We start from the raw sequence: 22,394 nt of genomic DNA on the forward strand, positions 1-22,394 counted from the left end.
CTGAACTGTTGGAGCTATATTGTGAACACCGATATTGCTTTTACAGCAACTTGTAATCTAGCGATCGCTTATTTTCAATAATAGTTTATTTTGTTTCAGAGTCTCTATCTACTTTGTAAGCCTGTAATAAATATTCTCCATTGAAGTGAATGAGATGAGTAGAATCTTCAGCAACCCAAACATCGGTTTCCCAAGCAATTTCAGCCAAATACTCCACCATCGCTTTCCGACTTAAAAAGGTTGTTACCATTACAAGGGGAATTTTTAAACTGGCAAAGATAACTTCAAGTTCTTTCTTTCGTTTCGGGTTAATTGGCCCATGAGAAGTTACAGCTTCAATTAAAACTAGCCAATCATTTTTTAGATGGTGGATAATCACATCAGGCATTTTACCATGAGAATCGATGGTAACACCTAAATCTCTCAATGCCACTTCATTAAAATGTGCGAATTTTTCATCTGTATCACCAACATAAATCAGTTTTCCTCCAGGTATAAAACGTTCTGCAAACTCCTTAATAATCTTTTCGATCAGAATATTCTGTCCACCAGGTGATAGAGTTTTTACCTCTCCTTCAATTACTATCGGAATACGTGATAGTTCCCGCTCCTGAGCATATCGTTTTTTCAAAGTTTCAACTGAAGTAAGGTATGTATGAATACTCTTTTTCCATTCAGTAGTTCCATAAGTACGTAAGAGTTCAAGCGCACTTTCTTCAATCTGATATACTGTTTTCGGACTGTTAATGGGGCGTTCAGGTGCATCTGGATTTACAATTATCAAAGCTGCATCTAAGAATTGATGGACTGTTTGGCGGCGAACAGTTTCCCGTGTATTAGGTTTATATGTTTTGCCATAGTGCAGTGCCATAAATTCCATCATTGGCGTAATTCCCATTAGCGGAGATGCAGCGCTTTCCCAAGGAAGAGTCGGCTTTAAATCAAGTAAAGCCAAAAGAGTTAAGGCTGAACGTTCATTTAGTTGTGCCCGTGGAAGTCCAAGTTCAATTAGAATTTGCAGTGCTTCATCAATACGAGTTTTAATTATTAAGGGGTTGTTTTCAGACTTGTTGTTCATACTCAATAACTCTTCTTGCACAAGTTGATCAATTTCTTTCTGTGATGGGAAATGCTCAGTAATATATAGCCCTACGGTCATTAGTTGTGCTATTGTCGGATATTTTAAATTTCGTAAATCGGTTGCATTAACCTGAGTATGTCCATTAAACAACCGAAAAAATGCGTCAACGAGGCTAGAGTTAAGATAAGCAGCAAGACCACGTGCTAGGGTAAGATTAAGTCCTCTTCCGTCCTTGTGAAAATAATTCAGGTGATTTTCAAAACCTACCCAAGAACAATTTATTTTGTTGGCATCATATACAACGGCAACAACTCGTTTTTTTTCTTCTTTGGAGGAGAATCGTTTAGTTAAAACATAATGTTCATTAGGTACTAAAAGAGAGAGAGTTTGTTCTGCATATACCAGAGCTTGGTGTTTTTTAGTTACCTTGGGATACTCAACATATCCTTCTGAGAAATTCAATGGATAAATCAAGGGAACAGTGTCTTCTTTTGGTATTAAACACAGATATTTTTTAGCACGAAAATCTACAACACGTCCCGTTGATACAGTTAATTCTAGATCTTTTAATGTACAGGTAAAATTAGCCATTTTTTCAATGACCTGCTGACTTAGTGTATCGGGGATAATGTGGATAAATTGTTGCGAGTCGTTGGGAAGAACTATCTCTGTATAAGCTAAGGAATTTGACAGCATAAAATCATCATCAGCATTTGAACTTGTACTGATGGTTACATTGTCAAATTTTGGTTTTTGTTTGACAGCATGAATAATAATTGTTTCCTGCAAAACTTCATCATCACTAAAAGCTTCTTGTCTGGAATCAAAAAGATGTATCTGGTCTAAAGCCATCATTTCCAAAAACATTCTGCGGAAGTCTCTAAAATATGGCCCATTACAGAAACTACGCGGCGAAATAGCTACAAGCTCCCCTCTCGATTCAAGAAGCTGAACCGTAGCAGCGATAAAACCTGTATATAGATTGTTGGTTTCTAAGCCTATAGAACGTAACAAATCACGAACTTTGGAATGAGCATTAATTTTTAAATATGGGGGATTAAGAATAGCGTGAGTAAATCTGCAATTGTCAGGATTATCGAACAAACTAGGATGAATAAGTCTGACTGCATCTTTGATAAAATCCGTATCTCGGATCTCATAGTTTAAAGAGATACCAGCTGTTTGACATTCTCTATCACATAATTTCAATGTCTGATGCAAATACCCAATCAGAAAAGGATCGATTTCATAGGCAACAATATTTAAATTGGCTGGGCGTTTTTGGCTGTAACAAAGTTTAGCCACAAAGGCTGCAAGTAATGAGCCAACTCCTGCTCCAGCATCAAGTAGAGATATTTGAGGAAGATCGAGTTTGTCAAACATCCCAGCCATTAATTCTGCGACTGGAGCAGGAGTCAAAAATTGACCCAGTTTTCCTTTTTGCTTTTGATCCTGTTTCAAGGTTGCACCAATCCTCAGAAGGTCTACTTCACCAAGTAAGTTTCTAGCAGAACATTTCGACAAGCTTTTGAATTCCAACGGCTTGTGATTATTGTCTGTAGACTCTCTACTGCTTGATTGGAACATCACGGCTCATTTTCACAGAATAAAAACCAACTTTATCAGGTTTTGAATTTACGCCATGATATTTTAAGGAGAAACCGATGCAAGAAGCGTCTCTTTTTCCAAAAATTATTTTAAAATTATGCTTCAAGCTAAAGTCTTCGTCACTCGTCACTTACCCATCGAATTAGAGCAATTGCGATCGCTCGCTATTGTGGAAGTTTGGCCAGAACGCCAACCCCCTCCATACGAAATTTTACTAGAAAAAGTCAAGGAAATAGATGGATTGCTATGTCTGCTAACTGACCAAATCGATCGCCAACTCATTGAGTCTGGGAAACTCAAAGTCATCAGTCAAATGGCAGTAGGTTACGATAACATTGACATTGCTGCCGCTACGGCGCGAAAAATTCCCGTCGGTAATACTCCTGGGGTGTTAACCGATGCTACCGCAGATTTTGCCTGGGCATTACTAATGGCAGCTGCACGGCGAGTAGTGGAGGCAGATAGATTTACTCGTGCAGGTTTGTGGCAAACTTGGGAACCAGATTTGTTGTTGGGGCCAAATGTTACGGGTGCTACCTTGGGGATTGTTGGTTTTGGGCGGATTGGTCAAGCAGTTGCTCGTCGTGCCAAAGGGTTTGAAATGCAGATATTGTATACGAGTAGGCAACGATGTAGCCCAGAGTTAGAACAATCTTTAGGTGTGGAGTTTGCTACGTTAGAACACTTACTGCAAGATTCGGATTTTGTAACTCTGCATACACCATCGGCTGATGATACTTATCATTTAATTAGCGATCGCCAATTTGAATTGATGAAGCGATCGGCTATTTTGATTAACACGGCGCGAGGAACTATTGTAGATCCAGATTCTCTGTATCGCGCCCTTGCCAGTGGTCAAATCGCTGCTGCGGCTGTAGATGTCACCGAACCAGAACCGATTCCTAGTAATAGCCTGTTATTGACCTTAGAAAATCTAATTATTGCACCGCATATCGGCAGTGCCAGCCGTCAAACGCGCTCAAAAATGGCTTCAATGGCGATCGCTAATTTAATTGCCGGGTTGAGGGGCGATCGTTTGGCTAATTGTGTCAATCCTGAAATTTATAATTCATAATTCACGCCTGATGTGAATTATATACCTACCTACTCAATCTAGAAATCTCGCTTTTAAAAAGGCTGATATCGCACTGAAAAATTAAAGCCATTCTCTTGTAGCGAACTACCGCGATCGCTTGTGCCCATTAATGGTATACCATAGTCTGCACGCAATACCAAACCGTTAAAAGGTTGCCAGTTCAAGCCCAATCCCAAGCTAGCAATAGTTTGTGGGTCGGGATTAATACCGCGATTATTCCAAGCTGTACCGATATCAAAAAATGGGATTAGCTGTAGTGTCTCCACATTTGAAGCCAGGGGAATCCGAACTTCCACACCTCCAACTACCCCATTGTCAGCAACAATTTGATTTTGATCGTAAGCGCGCACTGTATCAACTCCTCCAATGCTAATTTTTTCCAACGAAAGTAAGGAATCAGGAGTAAGTTGAGTGTTAACTTTGGCTAGCATCAAGATGCGAGGAGATAGCCGTTGTACCCATTGAAATTGTCCCACCCAAGAAAAAAAACGCCCATCAGTACCACTATCGTTAACGGTTGCATCAATTGCATCAATCCCAAAACTAAATTGCGATCGCGCCGCTAAAACACTGTTAGCATTACGTTGTAACCAATCTTGAGAAAAACGGATTACCGTAACTCGTGATTCCCCATCTTCGGGCCCTTCGGTAAAGGAGAAGGGGATATCATTCAGGATATAGGTTTGACTGCGCCGTAAATCGAATGCTAAACCCAAAGCAAATTCTCTGTTTGGCGTGTGGATTAGCGGTTGACGGAGGTTAAAAGAAACGGTTTCGGCTTCGCTGCGGATATTTAAATCACGAAATTCGCTTTCAATAATGCGGCTAGTGCTGTTGCTGTAGCGGACACCAATGGTTCCATCTAAGGCGTTAAAGGGAATAGAATAATTAATATTGTAAATGTCTAAACCTTCGCTACCAGCATATTCAGCACTAAATTTATCCCCAAATCCTAATAAATTATCGTGAGCAAGAAAAACACTCCCTTGTTCTGAGCCGACGCTAGTTGATTGGTTATTTGCAAAGGTAACGCCAAGGTGGAATGGTGGCGATTCGGTAATAGTCACCTGTAAAATATTATTTCCGGGAGTGCTACCTGCGGTTAACTCAGCATTAACTCGTTGAATCACCGGGTCAAGTTGTAATAATTGTAGCGCTTGTTCGAGGCTTTTTTTATTTAAAGGCTTACCTGCAAGCCGTTTAATCCGGGAACGCACATACCCAGGCTGCAATCTTTGTAACCCTAAAATGGTAATTCCTTCGAGTTCGCCTTCGACAACTTGAATTTGCACGACACCGCTAGCGATATTTTGATTGTTAGAAATAAATGCACCACTGGTAATATAGCCATTATCAACATAGAGTTTAGTGATTTGCGATCGCAGTTGCAATAACTGCTCAAATGTGATGTTTTTATTTTCTAAAGGCTGTTTTAACTTAATGATTTCATCTTTTAAAACAGAATAGCCTGTGACTTGAATTTCTTTGACAAAAAAACTTTCGCCGCTAGGAAAGATGTTATCAGGTAGATTTTCCTGTGGGGGTGATGGGAGTATGGGGACAGTTGGTGTCGCTGGTGTAGGTGGAAGAGTTGGTGTTGGTGATGGTTGGGGTAGAGTTTCTTCAACTTTTCCCGGTGTATCGGGGGGAATTGTAACTCCTGGCGGGGGTGTTGATTGTGCAAATACTGCAAGTGGAGTGATGCTGATGCAGGTAAGTAATATGAAAAAAAGCTTTGAAAACCGAAAGTATGAACTCATTGTTTATTTATGATTTGAAAGGGTGATCATTTGTCATTGATAAGGTTTTTAGATATACTTACGTTTCGTAACATACTTCTTTTTATTTCCACCAACTGACTTAGCGATCGCATTACTAGTTAGATATTTATCAAGTATTATTACTTAATTAAAATACCATGATGGGTTGCTTGATGATTGCACCTTTATGCAATCATCAAGATCCAATTTGGTCATTTTAATATTTAGTACTTACGTATTGATAAATAAGACAATAAATGCATTAACAAAAAAATATGTGATAGCGCAAGCGCCTATTTGTCAGTTCACTAATCACTAGGGAACTTAAAAGGCAAATAATTTGCGCCATCTTTATTTAGGATTGAGATATCATTTCTTCCACATCTACAGGCGAGCATTGTCGTCGATCATCGCAAGTAAAAGCTGTAAATGAACCATCATCCTCAATAGCAAATAAAAAATTATCAGCAGCATAAGTAGGGTGTCTTGTGGAAGTTCCAGCATAGACAGGGTTATATCCCAAAAAAACTAATCCGCGAGGAGAAGACTTAAGTCTAATTTTTTGGTCTACAACCTGCCTTTTATTAGAACTAAAATATCTAGTTCTCATCACTCCCGAATATCCGTTCATCACCAGTACGCTTGTATGGACAACTCCATCAACGCTATATTTTAGCTGCCAGCTTCCGTAAATCGGAGAATTTGCATCTACCAGTTGCGCGATCGCATAAGATGAAGATTGAGAAACATCTGGTGTTTGTACTAAGGCATTTCTCGCATCTGCTGACTTAATACCAAACAATCCAATTCCAGCTACTAAAATTGCAATGGAAGTAGTTTGTTTGAAATTCGGTAATGCCAAAGATGATGCTAAAACTGTCTTACAGAATAGTTTAGAAAACATAATCAACCTCTCAATCTGAGTTAAAAAAATAACGATAATTTCATCAGCAACGGTTGATATATTGATGATTTTTGTTGTTTTTCGATTTATTAACCGTTTCTTTAATACTCAGATTAAGGGATATGACTAAGTAATTCATTCACCATTTATGCATATATAGTTGCATGATTTGGATGGTGCGATCGCACAATGGTGCATACCATTTTGCAGAAAACTGTGTATGCAATTTTTCTGATATGTGCAATATTTATTTTGAACAACTTCGACTCAAGATTAATTGCCCATTGGGCAATCGATACAATCCTTGTGGTTCAACTATTGGGTCGCCTTTTTTCCAAGGACGTGATGTTGGTTCAACACTACGTACATCACCAGTTGTGTAGGCTGAAGTTAACACATCTCCAGGAGTATAGCGTAAAGCACCAGAACCTGTAATGGTAAAAGAGTTTTCTTGTCGCTTACTGCCGCGTGAAATGCAGCTATTGGCAATGAGTGCGTTGGTATCGATGACATTTGGTGATAATCCGGTAAAGCTATTTTGAATAGAACTGTTATCGGGTGTATTGATATTTGTTACGCCGGAAACGCCTAATTCCGAACTGGCGGTAATATCACTTTTTTCGGTTAGTTTTGGACGCGATTCAATACCAAAGATACCTTGCGAGTTGATTTGGATGTTTCCACCACTTCCTGTAAAAGCATTAGCGCTGATATCGCTATTTTCTTCGGGAACTGCAACGATAAATCTTGAGTTGATATTAATATTACCGCCATTGCCACCTAATTTTTCTGTACCTGCGTTGGTGGAGATTTGAGCGCCACGACGGAGTAAGAGTAAGTCGCTGTTGACCTTGATATTACCACCGTTACCTGATGCAGATTCGGCGTTGAGTTTACCTTGGTTGTCTAAGGTAATTTTGGGTGAGTTGATTTCGATATCGCCTGTGATTCCTGAACCTGTGGAACTGACAAATAAGCCACTGTTAGCACCAATATTTACTACGTTGTCAGGAAAATTAGTAATGCGATCGCTGTAATTAGAGTCACTACCGCTAATTATTAGTTTATCATCAGCGTTGACAGTAATTTTACCTGCACGTCCATTGCTTGAGGTAGTGGTGGTGAGTTGTCCGCCGTTGAGTGCTTCAAACACATTTGCATTTACCGTAATATCGCCACCCTTGACATTATTTCTAGTGCGTGCATCCAGTAAAGCGCCGTCTGATACGCGAAAGATATTAGTGTTTACAGTAATATCGCCACCTTTGCCTGTGGAAGTAGAATCAGTAAATGTGAATAAAGCACTAGAAAATGCTTTCTCTTGATTGGTTCCAGAAACAGTTATCGCATCTTTTGCATTGATCCGAATATTCCCTGCATTTCCCACTCCTGAAGTTGAGGCAACAAGTTGAGCGCCATCTACTAATGAGAAGTCACCAGAATCGATAAAAATATTACCCCCATTGCCAACAGTCCCCATTTCCACATTGCTGCGAATCCCACTGAGAAAACCGTTTTTCTCCCCAGCAATATCAACAGTACCTGTTACCAAAATATTGACATTGCCTGCATTCCCCTGTCCTGCTGGTTGAGTAGCAGATGCTCCACGAGTAATAGTTACCAGTAAAGCGCCATCACTGAGTGACAGGGTGGCTGCATTGATGTCGATATTGCCTCCTTTACCTACGCCTCCTGCTTCCACCGTGCTGAAAATATAAGCGTTACCTGTAAGGTCAACAGCATTTTTTGCACCCACTGTCACATTTCCTGCATTTCCCTGTCCATAAGTTGAGGCTTCAAGTTGAGCGCCATCACTTAGAGAGAAGTCACCAGAATCAATAAAAATGTTACCCCCATTGCCAACAGTCCCCGTTCCCACAATGCTGCGAATCCCACTGAGAAAATCGTTTTTCTCCCCAGCAATATCAACAGCACCTGTTACCAAAACATTGACATTTCCTGCATTTCCCACTCCTGAAGTTGAGGCAACAAGTTGAGCGCCATCTACTAATGAGAAGTCACCAGAATCGATAAAAATGTTACCCCCATTGCCAACAGTCCCCATTTCCACATTGCTACGAATCCCACTAGGAAAATCGTTTTTCTCCCCAGCAATATCAACAGCACCTGTTACCAAAACATTGACATTGCCTGCATCCCCCCGTCCTGCTGGTTGAGTAGCAGATGCTTCACGAGTAGCAGTTAGCAGTTGAGCGCCATCAGTCAGTGACAGTGTTGTAGCATTGATGTCGATATTGCCTCCTTTACCTACGCCTCCTGCTTCCACCGTACTGAAAATGTAAGCGTTACCTGCAAGGTCAACAGCATCTTTTGCACCCACTGTCACATTTCCTGCGTTTCCCACTCCAGAAGTTGAGGCAGAAAGTTTAGCGCCATCACTTAGAGAGAATGAACCAGAATCGATAAAAATGTTACCCCCATTTCCAACTCCTCCGGTGAGCAAAGTACTGCGGATAGCACTGTCTGTCCCCGCAACTTCTACTTTTCCTGTGGAATTGAGGGTAATATTTCCTGCCTGACTGTTAGGTGAATCTAAACCTTGTCCACTAGTGCTAGCAATCAGTCGAGCGCCATCAGTTAGGAAGAACGAGCCACTGGAAATGTTGATATTTCCCCCATTACCTCTTGCTCCGGTTCCCACATTGGTAAAAATTGCACTGGGAAAATCGTTTTTCTCCCCAGCAATATCAACAGCACCTGTTACCAAAACATTGACATTGCCTGCATTCCCCTGTCCTGCTGGCTGGGTAGCAGATGCACCACGAGTAGCAGTTAGTAGTTGAGCGCCATCAGTAAGTGACAGGGTGGCTGCATTGATATCGATATTGCCACCCTTACCTATACCTCCTGCTTCCACGGTGCTGAAAATATCAGCATTTGCAAGGTAAATAGCATCTTTTGCACTCACTGTCACATTCCCTGCATTTCCCACTCCAGAAGTTGAGGCAGAAAGTTTAGCGCCATTGGTCAGAGAAACTCTCTGAGCTGTGATAGTAATATCTCCTCCAGAGCGTTTCCCTGTAAATTCCGGTGAAGGTATTGCGAAGGGCCCGACAACGCTATATCCTCCACTAGAAATATTATTACTTCCTACTCCATCGAAGGAAATTGTATTTCCGGCTTCAATAGTGATAGTTCCTGCATTACCTTGTCCAAAGGTTCCAGGAACTATCACAGAACCATTGCTGACAAAAACAGAGTCATCAGCATTAATTTGAATATTTCCGGCGTTACCTTTGCCAAGAGTGCTTGTAGCGATTAGAGCGCCATCTTGTAGAGAAAGCGATCGCATTCTAATATTGATATTAGCCCCATTTCCTATACCTAGAGAACCAACAGCACTAAGTACTCCACTGTTAGTTCCTGAAAATGAAACTTTGTCTTTTGCTAAAATAATGACATTCCCTGCATTTCCCTGTCCCAAAATTGAGGCAGAAAGTTTAGCCTCATCAGTGAGGGAAAGGGAACTACCTCTGATGTTGATACCTCCACTGTTGCCTACACCTCCCGTTTCCACATCACTGAAGATGTCACCACCTGCAAGGGAAACAGTATCTTTTGCACCCACTGTCACATTCCCTGCATTTCCCACTCCTGAAGTTGAGGCTTCAAGTTCAGCGCCATCTCGTAATGAGAATGAACCAGAATCGATAAAAATGTTACCCCCATTGCCAACAGTCCCTGTTTCCACATTGCTACGAATACCACTAGGAAAATCGTTTTTCTCCCCAGCAATATCAACAGCACCTGTTACCAAAACATTGACATTGCCTGCATCCCCCCGTCCTGCTGGTTGAGTAGCAGATGCTTCACGAGTAGCAGTTAGCAGTTGAGCGCCATCAGTCAGTGACAGTGTTGTAGCATTGATGTCGATATTGCCTCCTTTACCTACGCCTCCTGCTGACACCGTGCTGAAAATATAAGCGTTACCTACAAGGAAAATAGCATTTTTTGCACCCACTGTTACATTCCCTGCATTTCCCTGTCCAGAAGTTGAAGCAGAAAGTTGACCGCCATCTTGTAATGAGAAGTCACCAGAATCGATGGTAATGTTACCGCCATTCCCAACTCCTCCCGTGAGCAAAGTACTGCGGATAGCACTGTCTGCCCCCGCCACTTCTACTTTTCCTATGGTATTGAGGGTAATATTTCCTGCCTGACTGTTAGGTGAATCTAAACCTTGTCCATTAGTGCTAGCAACCAGTCGAGCGCCATCAGTTAGAAAGAACGAGCCACTTGAGATGTTTATATTTCCCCCATTACCTCTTGCTCCCGTTTCTACATCGGTGAAAATTGCACTGGGAAAATCGTTTTTCTGCCCAGCAATATCAACAGCGCCTGTTACCAAAACATTTACATTGCCTGCATTCCCTTGTCCTGCTGGTTGAGTAGCAGATGCTTCAAGAGTAGCAGTTAGCAGTTGAGCGCCATCAGTCAGTGAGAGGGTGGCTGCATTGATGTCGATATTGCCACCCTGACCTACGCCTCCTGCTTGCACAGTGCTGAAAATGTAAGCGTTACCTGCAAGGGAAACAGCATTTTTTGCACCCACTGTCACATTCCCTGCATTTCCTACTCCAGAAGTTGAGGCACTAAGTTGAGCGCCATCACTTAGAAAGAACGAACCAGAATCGATGGTAATGTTACCCCCATTCCCAACAGTCCCCGTTCCCACATTGCTGCGAATCCCACTGGGAAAACCGTTTTTCTCCCCAGCAATATCAACAGCACCTGTTACTAAAACATTGACATTGCCAGCATCCCCCTGTCCTGCTGGTTGGGTAGCAGATGCACCACGAGTAATGGTTAGCAGTTGAGCGCCATCAGTCAGTGACAGTGTTGCTGCATTGATGTCGATATTGCCTCCTTTCCCTACGCCTCCTGCTTCTACTGCACTGAGAATGTCACCATTTGCAAGGGAAATAGTATCTTTTGCACCCACTGTCACATTGCCTGCATTCCCCACTCCATAAGTTGAGGCATCAAGTTGAGCGTCATCACTTAGAGAGAATGAACCAGCATCGATAGTAATGTTACCACCATTGCCTTTTGAATCTTCACGCACAAGATTGCGAATCCTACTCCCGGAGTCAGCAACTTTGATTTCTCCGGTAGCATTAAGGGTAATATCCCCCGCAGTCACCTCTGGTTTCCCCAAACCTTCAGCGATACCAGCATTCAACAAACTCCCTCCCAAAATATATATATTGCGGGCATTAATCGCAATATCACCGCCACCAGCAGCTTCTACATACACAAACGCTTCATTGGTAAGTGATACATCTGCACGAGTTACATTCTCAGGAAATTTCAAGCTGAAATTATCCCCATTAAAAAGAAGATTGACATTTCCAGGTGCTGCTAACCCTCCTAATTCAACTCTCCCACCATAAGCATTTAATTCCCCGCCATCCATGCTGACATTACCGCCCACTAGCAGCAAACTTTTACCATCTGCTACTCGTAAACCAGATGCATTAAAACCTGCTGGGTCTGTTCCGGCTCGTGCAATTGAGTTATTTTGAATTCCTGCACCTTGATTAATCTGATTAAAGAACAACGCCGAAGGATTTACCGTCAACAATGGTGGTGCTTGAGGATTGGTGGCACTGAAAATACCCTGATTGCCAAACTGCACTCCATTGGCTGTTGTCCCGACAAAACTCCCCTGCACATCTAACCGCGCATTCTGCCCAAATAAAATTCCATTGGGATTAATCAAAAACAAATTTGCTGCACCAGCAACTCCCAATGTCCCGAAAATATTCGATGCATTCCCACCTGTTACACGCGTCAATATATTTTCTATTCCAGTGGGGTTAGCAAAATACACTTGTTGCCCATTTTCGATATTAAACTCGCTGAAACTATGAAAAAGATTGCTGCCACGTGTTGCACCACCCTCAATTTCGTCGCTTACTGCGCCATTAATTATCAGATTTTGCTTGAGTTGAGAAGCTTCTGCACCCAGAGTATTATCAGGTGTGATTTGTGCATGGGCGGGCATTGCTTGGCTGAATGCAGTGGATATTAAGCATAAAGAAAGAATGCTTTTAATACTGGCTTTTTGAGGATGATATGGTTGATTCATAAATAATTTACCTTGGATAAATTAGATAAAATCCACAATCAGGTAAACAGCAAGGTAATGCATTTACCTTTTATGCAAATATAATTACATGATTCTGTATGGTGCGATCGCACAATTTATGCTTGCATATAATGCATATAAAATGTGCTTAGTCTGAGGCTAAGACAACTAAGCCTAACCCAAAATCAAGTATTTTAAGTTTTGTCTATTTAACTTGCACTTCTAGTCACAAAATGCAATAAAAATTGCATAAAACTGCATACTTTCCCAAAACTCAGTTTTCGATTACTATTTCTGGTAATTTAAAAATAAAATTCATACAAGTATTTCCTCTATCAATTAATTGTAATTAAAAAAGCTGTATAAAAGATAACTTTTTAAAATTCAATACCAGATCCAGACATTGCTGAATTAAAATATGAAATCCCCAAAAAAATATCTTAAACTCTTACTCTCTAAACCTTTACGACCACCATTCGCCTTTCGCTTCTCCCAAGGAAAGAAGTTTCGAGCAGCAGATTCCGCCACTCGATTTTTTTTATTTACAAGGCGAATTCGCCTCTTCACCGAGTATTACCAAAAACTAAATCGCCATCGATTAATTAAAGTATTATTTTTGGCGAGTCTCGTAATTTGTTTATTGTTTGGACAAGTTGTATCTGCACAAACTCCAAATATCACAACACTAGTTGAGCAAGGAATTCAAGACTATAATACCGGAAATTTTGTTAATGCGCTCAAACATTGGCAAGAGGCATTAAATCAGGATAAAAATAATCCGTCAGTTACGGGGGTTGTGAATGAAAATTTGGCGCGCGCTTACCAAAAAATAGGAGAAAATAAAGCAGCGATCGCATCGTTATCGGCAGCAATTAATGACTATAATGCGGTGAATAATATCCAGCAAGTTGGACGTATGAAGTCAGAACTTGCGCAAGTTTACAGCAATTTGGGACAACCTCGTAAAGCGATCGCACTTTTATGTGGTCAACTAGTAGATAAGTCGAAAAACTCTGAAAATCAGCCAAGTCAGGAAATAAAATGCACTCCAGAAAGTGCTGCACAAATCGCCACCAAATACAACGACAAACCCGGTCAGGTTGCGGCTTTGGGTATTCTCGGTGAAGCATATCGCTTAATCGGAAGTTACGACCAAGCAATTAAGTATTTAGACACAGCCCAACAAGTTAGTCCCGAATCTAAATTTTTGGTGTTTAATAGTTTGGGTAATGCTTACAAAAGTCGCGGTCAATTACGAGAGTTACAAGCCGATTCGGCAAATAAGGCTGGTATTTTTAGTAAAGAACAAGAATTTACGCAAAAGTCACAAGAAGACTATGACAGAGCTTATCAATATTTTCAAGATAGTATAAAATTCGCCCGTAACGAAAAACAACCTTTAGCAGAGATGCGGGGATTATTAAATTTCATTCAGTTGGTTTCCCAGACAAATAAGAGCAAATTTATTAATGATGAGGAGTTTAACAAAGCCCTTAAGGATGCTTTAAAAGTTCTCGAAGCTTTGCCCGATTCTGCCACAAAAGTCTATGGCGCAATTGATTTAGCATACTTGCAGCGCGATGCGAAAGGAACTTCACCCTTTACTTACTGTCCAACGGGGCTGGTTTTATCTGGTGACAATGAAGCATTAAATTTGCTCGAAAACTCAGTATTAACAAGTAGAAAATTACAAGATGATCGCTTAATTTCTTATTCTAATGGTGCTTTGGGTCATTTCTGGGAATGTAATTCAGATAATGAAAAAGCATTAAATAGTCAAAAAACATTCGATAATGAGAAGGCATTAAAATATACCCAAGCTGCTATCATTGCAGCAGACAGTAAGTTAAGCGCAAAAGATAGCTTGTATTTGTGGGAGTGGCAAGCCGGACGCATTTTAGATAAACAGAATCGACAAGAAGAAGCGATCGCATCTTATCAACGAGCATTTGATACCTTAGAAGATATCCGCCAGGATATTTTGACTGCCGAACGGGATGTACAATTTGACTTCCGCGATGTTGTTCGCCCACTATACCGGACATTGGCACAGTCGCGGCTCAATTTGCTAGGAGTTGGGGCAATTGCAGACGAAGGACGTGCGAAGGAACTATCGAAAGTAGTTAACACCATTGATGCGTTGAAACTCGCAGAATTACAGAATTATTTTGGCAATGATTGCATTTTGAGTGGGTTGAATCCTAAACAGGTGGGCGAACTCCTCGAAGATAATAGTGTAGCGTTTAAGAATACTGGCTTTTTGAGTTCAATAATTTTAGATGGCAAAACCGGGATATTATTGCAGTTACCCAATCAGGCAACTAAATTTAAGTGGATTGAAGACCCCAATCAACAAGGTGAGAAAATAGTTAGCAGCAATACCCTACAGAAAAAAATTGCCGAGTTTCGCACCGGATTAGTTAAAAGAGAAGAAATTAACTACGATCCAACAATTGCATCACAGCTTTATGATTGGATAATTCGCCCCTTTGCAGAGGATATCAAACCGGAGAAAGTCAAAACTCTGGTATTTATTCAAGATGGCTTCTTGCGTAGCGTTCCAATGGCGGCACTTTATGACAGCCAACAAAAGAAATATTTAGTCGAAACTTATGCAGTTGCGACAACTCCCAGTTTACGACTAACCACACCTAAACTACGCGATCGCAGTACGCAAAAGGCGTTAATTTTGGGTTTGACAAAAGAAGCCACCATCGACGGCAAGACTTTTGAACAGCTTTTTGCGGTTCCCAATGAAGTCAATGCAGTTCAAAGTATATTCCCCAATCATACCCCCCTGATTGACGATAATTTTCTCCCCGAAAGTTTTCAAGACAAACTTGATAAAACCACATATCCCATTGTTCACATTGCTAGTCACGCTCAATTTGGGATCATTCCTGAAGACACCTTCATTGTCACCGGGAAAAACCAAAAACTTACCATAAGCCAATTAGAAAACTCACTGCGAAACCTTAACAGCAAATCAGATAATGTCGAACTACTCACACTCACGGCCTGTGAAACCGCAGTTGGTGATGACCGTGCCACACTAGGATTAGCTGGAGTTGCATTACAAGTTGGGGTTAAAACTGCGATCGCATCTTTGTGGAGTGTTACGGATCAATCGACATCTGAACTAGTCAAAACATTTTACGCCAACTATCGCAACACTGGCATGAGTATTGCAGAGGCTTTGCAAAAGGCTCAAATTAGAATGATTCATGCTAAGAAATTACCGCCATCTGAAGGTGTCAATATCATGTACGATCATCCTGCATATTGGGCACCAATGGTTGCGATCGGTAATTGGCTTTGAAAAAGATCCCCAGTACCGCAAGGCGGAAGTCAAAAGGGACGCATACTTATGCATCCCTAAAGCAAATTGCTATGAAAAGTGCTGGGTGCAGAGTTCCTCGGCTTAGAGTAAAAAGACCGCCCACACTCTTGCGGGATATCAACCTTTTCTCTATAAGAAGATTCCGCGCACTTGCAGACGGGGCTTTTACCTCAGTGCGGAAATACTGAGTACTTCTTAAATTTACTCAGCACTCAGCACTCAGCACTCAGCACTCAGCACTCAGCACTCACCACTGAGTTGGTAAACCTTTAGAAGGTGAAAGTTGTTCTCAGCGTACCGATAATTGCATCATCGTTATTGCTGTTTTGACCAGGAGAGGTCAACCAGATTACACCGGGGGTAATTGAGATGTTATCTGACAAGCGATACTTGTAAAAGCCTTCAAAGTGATAAGGTATATCATTACCAGTACCAGCAAAAACTCCTCCTCGGTTAAACGCATAAGGTTCTGCACCAGCAAAAATCCCTAAAACGTTACCCTTTTTACCGAAGTCAGGTAAAGCTACCCCAAGACCATAGCTCCAAGCTTGATAATCATCATCAGCACCAAAGCCTGTGACATCGTGGTAAGAAACGAAGCCACTGACTGACAGTTTATCGCTGGGTCTGAAAGCTGCCGATATCCCATAAGAATTACTGGAAGATCCGTTTAGGGTAGTTAGAGTGTTAGCTTGACCAGTACCTACGACGCGGTTAGTACTACCCAAACCACCACCTAGATCGAATAAATTACCACCTCCAGCACCATGATAACCGTGAACGTAGGTAGCACCTATAGATAAGCGATCGCCAACACTAAAGTTCAATTGTCCGAGAGCCGCATAATTACCCTCTAACAAACCTTGATTTGCCCCAGGATTATTAGCATTTGATGCCAAGTAGCCTATAGTCAGTGAACTTGGTTTGAAAAAACTGCCACCCTTACCAAAAGGTAAAGTCAGTGCCGCACCTGCACCACCACCAATACGATAAATCGGACTTTCGGAAGCAAAGGTAGACAAAGCACCATTACCGCCATCAAAGTCTTCAAAGTAAGGATTGTTAGTGGCAACATAATCGCTATGAATACCCCCAGTACCCGCAAAGTAAGCTTGGGCAGGGCCTATGGGTACGTAATACGCTAGCCAGTCGATAATCACACTGTTGTTACTAGTACTGCCGAGTTGAAATGTTTGCGTACCTTCAGCAGTATCGATCGCAACACCATTATCCCCTACTTGTGTAAAGGCTAGTGCGTTCCCGGCTGCAAGACGGGTGTGTAAAACGTCTTTACCTGTGAAGCTGGTTTGCAAGTCTAAACGTACCCTATCTTGGAAGACAGTATTATTCGCATCGCCAGTGTTATTGCCAAAAATATCAGTGACGGCAAAAATAGCTTCACCCACCAATTTTGTGGTAGTGGAAAACTGATTAGCTTCAAGTTCAGCAGTCCGTGCTTCTAGAGAATCTACTCGACCACGCAGAGTTGCCAATTCTGCCGAGAATTCCTCCTGCAAACGCTGGAGAGTCGCCAAATCCTGTTTTGTCACCAAGTCAGCAGTTGCTGTGGCAATCAGTTCATTAACTCGATCTAAACAAGCATTCAAACCTGCGGCAAACTCATAACGAGTCAGTGCCCGATTGCCACGGTAAGTACTATTGGGGTATCCTGCAATACAACCATAGCGCTCAACCAAGGATTGCAAAGCTTGAAATGCCCAATCAGTCGGCTGTACATCAGAAAACTGAGAAACTGATGTGACTTGAGACACTGAATTCTGATTTTTGCCTTCGTTGCTGTAGCGATTAACCTCTTCTAAAACCTTATTTTCATCAGTTTTTTGGGCAACCAATTGCTGATTAACTTTTGGTTGCTCTGTTTGACTGAATATTGAAGCATGAGCAGCTATTGGTGCTTCTGTCTGAGCAGTTTTTGCCTTTATATCTTCAGAAGAACTTGCTACTTCAGCAGCAGCCATAGCCTTAGCGGAAACCAACACCGTCACTCCCAAAACTACTGGACTTAGTACCAGAGTTTTCCACAATAGATGAGACATTTTCATTTTCCTTTCCCAAAAAATAACCAAAATCAGTTGGTTCAAGAAAAAGAGAATAAGTAATTATTCTGCTTCTTGGGAATCTTATCAGATTGCTGTTACGTAAGCTATATATCGAAGAAAATTTTTACAGATAAGGAATTGTCAAGTTTTGCAGATAAATTATTTGCTAAAGATTGAGTTTATAATAAAGGGATTTCAGTCGTTTTTGTGCTATTTTCGGACTTTAGCTTCTTATTTTTAACCCTGATTTGCGGTAGTTGCTTTTTATCTTGAAATTTATTCCTAAATCAAGAAAGTGTATTTATATATGAAGTTTTGATTATAAATTAGTAATCTTTAATAGTAGCCAGTTGTGTGTCGGGATAGGCTACCCCCAAACACATTTCCATCCTTCTTTAAGCCCCTGATTTAGGCAGATAATTTTTCATAACTATCAACAGTTGTTGCTTCTAAGCCCAGAATGGAATACACGTCTGGTTCAGATGTTCCGTGCATCGTCAGAAGCAAAGCGTCGATTAAGGCTTTAGCTTTAAGCAGCGTTTCCTGAAACTCCATCTCTGGCTCAGAAAGGGCTATAATTCCGCCACCGATACCAATGGAGGTTTGACTGGGAGTCAAAACAGCAGTCCGAATCACAATATTCAAATCGGCTGAACCATTCAAGCCTAAAAAACCGATCGCACCTGAATACACTCCCCGCGCTTCTTGTTCCAAGCGATCGATAATTTGCATGGTGCGGATTTTCGGCGCACCAGTCATCGATCCTCCGGGAAATGCAGCTTGCACGCAATCTACAGCTTGTAAATCTGAACGTAACCGCCCGCGTATCGTTGTCACCAATTGATGTACTGTTGGATATGTTTCCACATCCATTAATTTTGGTACGTGGATGCTACCAACTTCACAGACTCGTCCCAAATCATTGCGTAACAGATCGACAATCATCAGATTTTCAGCTCGGTCTTTTTCGCTGTTGCGTAGCTTCTCACGGAGGACGAAATCGGCTTCGGGGGTTTCTCCTCGTGGTAGTGTTCCCTTAATAGGCTTAGTTTCTACCCATCCTTGGCGATCGATTCTTAGAAACCTTTCTGGAGATGAGCAAGCGATAGCTACGCTCGCCGCAGGCATCGCAATTTCACCAAAGCGCAAAAATGCAGCGTAAGGAGCCGGATTAATTTTACGTAATGTACGGTAGAAGGTCAATGGATCGGGGGTAGCATCGGTGTACAGCTGATTAGTCAGGCAAACTTGATAGGTTTCGCCTTCGTGAATTTCGTCTAAGCATTGCTGAATATCTTGAATGTAATTTTGGTAAGTGCGACTCAAGCGGAACTTAACAGGCTGACAATTTTCTTGGGGTACAAGAGAAAAAAGAGGATCTAGAGTTTCGAGTTGTTGCTGGATATTATCAAACCAAGTTTCTACTTGTTCTGTTTGTCCTTTTTTGATTAATTGCAGCAAATAAATACACTGTTCTTGATGATCGATCGCAATCATGCGATCGGCAAGCAAAAAAATTGCATCAGGTAATGGTGAAGAATGCACCAATGACGCTCCACATTCCGCCTTAAGTTCATAGCCAAAATAGCCAACAAAACCACAGTTAAAATCAAAAGGTAACTCATCAGATTGACAAAATCGACAGTCTATTTCCCGCTTCAAATACTCAAAAATACTTTCAGTGCGATGAGTCACGGTATCTGACTGTGTGATGATGAGTTCTTGCGTTTGGGTATGATATCGCACCAATAGACTGTTTGCTCCGCTGCCATCACCCATAAACGAGAAGCGAGATAGACCAAGTTCTACACGGCTGCTATCTAGCCAAAAAGCGTTTGCTCTATCTCCAAACAACTGTACAAATATTTGTTCTGTATCTGTGCAGATATCTAATTTACGTGTATGTAATTCAAACTTCTCTTCCTGTTTTTGGCGGGGTTTATCCATAACAGGAGTAACAGATCCATATCCAATCCAATATTGCTTTTGGGGACTTATTGACTCTGCCAAGAGGCTTTCAAGCCCCGCCCCTCCTGCCTCACTTCGACTCCTTTCGACTTCGCTCAAGGCAAGCCGCTCAGTGACCACCTGCCTCCTTGAGGATTTCTCTGTAAATTGCAGCGTAATATCTCGAAAGTTTGCTAGTAATTTTTGTCCATATTCTGTACAGATAGACTCTGGGTGAAACTGTACGCCCCAAAAAGGTAGATGGCGATGACGCAATCCCATCACCAGTCCTGCTTCAGTCCAAGCAATTTTTTCTAAACACTCAGGTAGTTCATTAGCAACTAATAACGAGTGATAGCGCACTACAGAAAAATTACTAGGAATACCTTGAAATAATTCCGAATTATTATGATAAATTTTACTGAGTCTACCGTGTCGAACTTCCGGTGCATGAATCACTCTTGCACCATGTAGATAGCCAAGTCCTTGATGCCCCAGACAGACTCCCAGCAAGGGCACATCCACATTCTCAATTATCTGTCGGCAGACTCCAAAATCTTCTGACCTTTCTGGACGACCGGGGCCAGGTGAAATCACAATGTTGTCAAATGCAATTTCTTTCAATTCATCCCAGTTAAGGCGATCGTTATAAATTACTAGAGGTAGTTTACCATTTACCTCAGCAATCATCTGGTAGAGATTAAATGTATAAGAGTCATAGTTATCAATAATTAACGTTTGCATACATAGTCAATTAGCTAGCACATAGAAGGTTTTTGCATCTAGAATAGCACCTAGATCATACCAATTCTATGTGAAACTGTGCTTTATTCATCTAGAGGCTATTCAGGAATTGCCCCTAGATGTTGTAATTTGGCTTAAGTTCTATAGGCGCATTTTCAAAAATAAAGGGTTTCAGAATATTTTCTTGGATGAATGATGGCTTGTTTGCCAAAGGTCGCATTTATACGATAATTTCGCTCGATCTTGTGCCATTTTTAGACTTTAACTTCTTGTTTTTAACTCTGATTTGTGGTAGGTATTTTTTGTCTTTATAAAAGTAACAGATTTCCACTAGAGTTGGCCATATTTCTAGAGACCCGTGAAATTGGCTAATAACATCATCGATAATTCTGGAAACATTTTGCTGAAAAAAGTCTGGTTCAAATCCATAAAATACTCTCGATAAATTCTCAGCAAATAATTGAAGTGACTGCTTACGCTCTTCATTCTGAGTAGACATTGAGGCTTTGACTATCTGCCTATGAATAGCAGATATTTTTTCCAGTATTTCCTCAGAATCTTGTAAGGTGACTTCGCCAGAGTAATCAAATTTGATTCCCAAATCGTCAAGATGATAAACACTACTTTTAATCTTCCTTTTTAGCAAGCTACATATTTCTTCGTTAAAGAGTTCGCTAGCCAGAGGATTACGCATATAGTTATTTCTAATATGGTTTTGGACGGCATCAACGTGTGCAGAGGCAATTCCCTCTTGCTGTATCCAAATCCTGTAGATATAATCCTCAAACCTGAGCCGAGTGGGAAAAAAGGGTGGTAAACCTAGCTGATTATCATATCCAGCAACTCCACAATCCATTCTCCAGTTTTTGTTAGTAATAACGGGTCTAAAATTGGTAAGAATATAAAAATCATTTAGGTCATTGGGACTAATTTGGTTTTCATCATTGAGATACATGTGAATAAAATCAAGTGTATCGATATCATTAGTTCCTGTGCGAAAAGTTTGGGCAATCTTAACGATTGCATTATTCAATACTCTCCCCTGTTGTAATAAAAGGCTGTTTTCTCGAAAGTAACCTTTAGTTGTATTGGTTTCTAAATCCATGGCTGTATCAAGCACCAATTCTCCAGCCTCGAAGTTTTCTGGTACATGGCTGGCTTTTTGACCTAAAACATCACCAAAAGCCGTGAGTAAGTCAAAAGATTTATGAACGTAGCCGCCTTGTTGGTTGGACTTGATTAATTTTCCTCGGCATATTTCATCACCAGATAAAGATTCTGGGCTAGTTTCAATTAATGCATCTGGACGCATATCGTCATCTGCACTAACCATTAAATGACCAAGCGTATACATGAGTGTGAAGTTGCGATTTCCTCCATAACTAGGTCGGAATAAGTTTTTGACTAGTGATTCTAGCTTGCGATCGCGCAGTCTTTCGTTTAAAAATGTAATAAATTGCTCTTTCTGCTGGGGACCGACATAAAACACGTCATTGACTGTCTTAGTCTGCTCTAAAAGTGGATAATATTTCTCGTGGTTGGCAATACTAGAATCATCAAAAACGATAATTTTTAAAGCATGACCATTTGCCCAGAAATTCTCATCATACTTTTCGATGGTCTGTGCTACATCTCTCAGTCTATGAGTCGGAATAACAAATACTGTTTCTTTTTGTTTCATAAAATTTGTTTGGGTTTTTCAAATGAACTTTCTACCCTTTAAACAAAGTTTGAAAGTTCTC

9 protein-coding genes are annotated in these 22,394 nt (G+C 41.1%); 2 read left to right on the forward strand and 7 right to left on the reverse strand.

The genetic code is table 11. The features are described 5' to 3' along the window. Positions 1 to 85: 85 nt before the first annotated feature. Positions 86 to 2,668, reverse strand: a complete 2,583-nt coding sequence (locus RMY16_RS12280) for a BsuBI/PstI family type II restriction endonuclease (protein ID WP_322736615.1) — start codon at positions 2,666 to 2,668, stop codon at positions 86 to 88. A 118-nt stretch (positions 2,669 to 2,786) separates the two neighbouring features. On the opposite strand from RMY16_RS12280, the gene RMY16_RS12285 reads away from it, so the two are divergent. Continuing rightward, positions 2,787 to 3,764 carry a D-glycerate dehydrogenase gene (locus tag RMY16_RS12285; RefSeq protein WP_322736588.1) on the forward strand — a complete coding sequence of 326 codons (978 nt, stop codon included), beginning with the start codon at positions 2,787 to 2,789 and terminating at the stop codon, positions 3,762 to 3,764. Positions 3,765 to 3,817: 53 nt separating this feature from the next. Here the strand turns inward: RMY16_RS12285 and RMY16_RS12290 are convergent, their stop codons facing one another. The 3 genes from RMY16_RS12290 to RMY16_RS12300 form a co-directional block, all read right to left on the reverse strand. Next, on the reverse strand, positions 3,818 to 5,545 hold the full coding sequence (locus RMY16_RS12290; RefSeq protein ID WP_322736589.1) for a ShlB/FhaC/HecB family hemolysin secretion/activation protein: 1,728 nt from the start codon (positions 5,543 to 5,545) through the stop codon (positions 3,818 to 3,820). 355 nt (positions 5,546 to 5,900) lie between these two features. After that, a complete protein-coding gene (locus RMY16_RS12295; protein WP_322736590.1) occupies positions 5,901 to 6,449 on the reverse strand; it encodes a hypothetical protein in 549 nt (182 codons plus the stop codon). Between the two features lie 247 nt (positions 6,450 to 6,696). Next, on the reverse strand, positions 6,697 to 12,561 hold the full coding sequence (locus tag RMY16_RS12300) for a filamentous hemagglutinin N-terminal domain-containing protein (RefSeq protein WP_322736591.1): 5,865 nt from the start codon (positions 12,559 to 12,561) through the stop codon (positions 6,697 to 6,699). A 418-nt stretch (positions 12,562 to 12,979) separates the two neighbouring features. Here RMY16_RS12300 and RMY16_RS12305 point away from each other — a divergent pair, with 418 nt between their 5' ends. Further along, entirely contained in the window at positions 12,980 to 15,880 is a 2,901-nt protein-coding gene (locus tag RMY16_RS12305) for a CHAT domain-containing protein (RefSeq protein WP_322736592.1), read from the forward strand. Between the two features lie 290 nt (positions 15,881 to 16,170). Here RMY16_RS12305 and RMY16_RS12310 read toward each other — a convergent pair whose 3' ends face one another. The 3 genes from RMY16_RS12310 to RMY16_RS12320 form a co-directional block, all read right to left on the reverse strand. Beyond that, positions 16,171 to 17,958, reverse strand: a complete 1,788-nt coding sequence (locus RMY16_RS12310; RefSeq protein ID WP_322736593.1) for an iron uptake porin — start codon at positions 17,956 to 17,958, stop codon at positions 16,171 to 16,173. A gap of 411 nt (positions 17,959 to 18,369) precedes the next feature. After that, positions 18,370 to 20,652, reverse strand: coding sequence for an aminodeoxychorismate synthase component I (gene pabB / locus RMY16_RS12315; RefSeq protein WP_322736594.1), 2,283 nt, complete (start codon positions 20,650 to 20,652; stop codon positions 18,370 to 18,372). 220 nt (positions 20,653 to 20,872) lie between these two features. Further along, positions 20,873 to 22,333 carry a hypothetical protein gene (locus RMY16_RS12320; RefSeq protein ID WP_322736595.1) on the reverse strand — a complete coding sequence of 487 codons (1,461 nt, stop codon included), beginning with the start codon at positions 22,331 to 22,333 and terminating at the stop codon, positions 20,873 to 20,875. Positions 22,334 to 22,394 lie beyond the last annotated feature (61 nt).

It is taken from the genome of Nostoc sp. DedQUE12b (genome assembly GCF_034530835.1).
Lineage (GTDB): Bacteria > Cyanobacteriota > Cyanobacteriia > Cyanobacteriales > Nostocaceae > Nostoc.

Coding starts and splice junctions, on each gene's coding strand:
- RMY16_RS12300 (WP_322736591.1), bottom strand. CDS start 12,561: ATGAATCAACCATATCATCCTCAAAAAGCCAGTATTAAAAGCATTCTT.
- RMY16_RS12290 (WP_322736589.1), bottom strand. CDS start 5,545: ATGAGTTCATACTTTCGGTTTTCAAAGCTTTTTTTCATATTACTTACC.
- RMY16_RS12310 (WP_322736593.1), bottom strand. CDS start 17,958: ATGTCTCATCTATTGTGGAAAACTCTGGTACTAAGTCCAGTAGTTTTG.
- pabB (WP_322736594.1), bottom strand. CDS start 20,652: ATGCAAACGTTAATTATTGATAACTATGACTCTTATACATTTAATCTC.
- RMY16_RS12320 (WP_322736595.1), bottom strand. CDS start 22,333: ATGAAACAAAAAGAAACAGTATTTGTTATTCCGACTCATAGACTGAGA.
- RMY16_RS12295 (WP_322736590.1), bottom strand. CDS start 6,449: ATGTTTTCTAAACTATTCTGTAAGACAGTTTTAGCATCATCTTTGGCA.
- RMY16_RS12305 (WP_322736592.1), top strand. CDS start 12,980: ATGAAATCCCCAAAAAAATATCTTAAACTCTTACTCTCTAAACCTTTA.
- RMY16_RS12285 (WP_322736588.1), top strand. CDS start 2,787: ATGCTTCAAGCTAAAGTCTTCGTCACTCGTCACTTACCCATCGAATTA.
- RMY16_RS12280 (WP_322736615.1), bottom strand. CDS start 2,668: ATGTTCCAATCAAGCAGTAGAGAGTCTACAGACAATAATCACAAGCCG.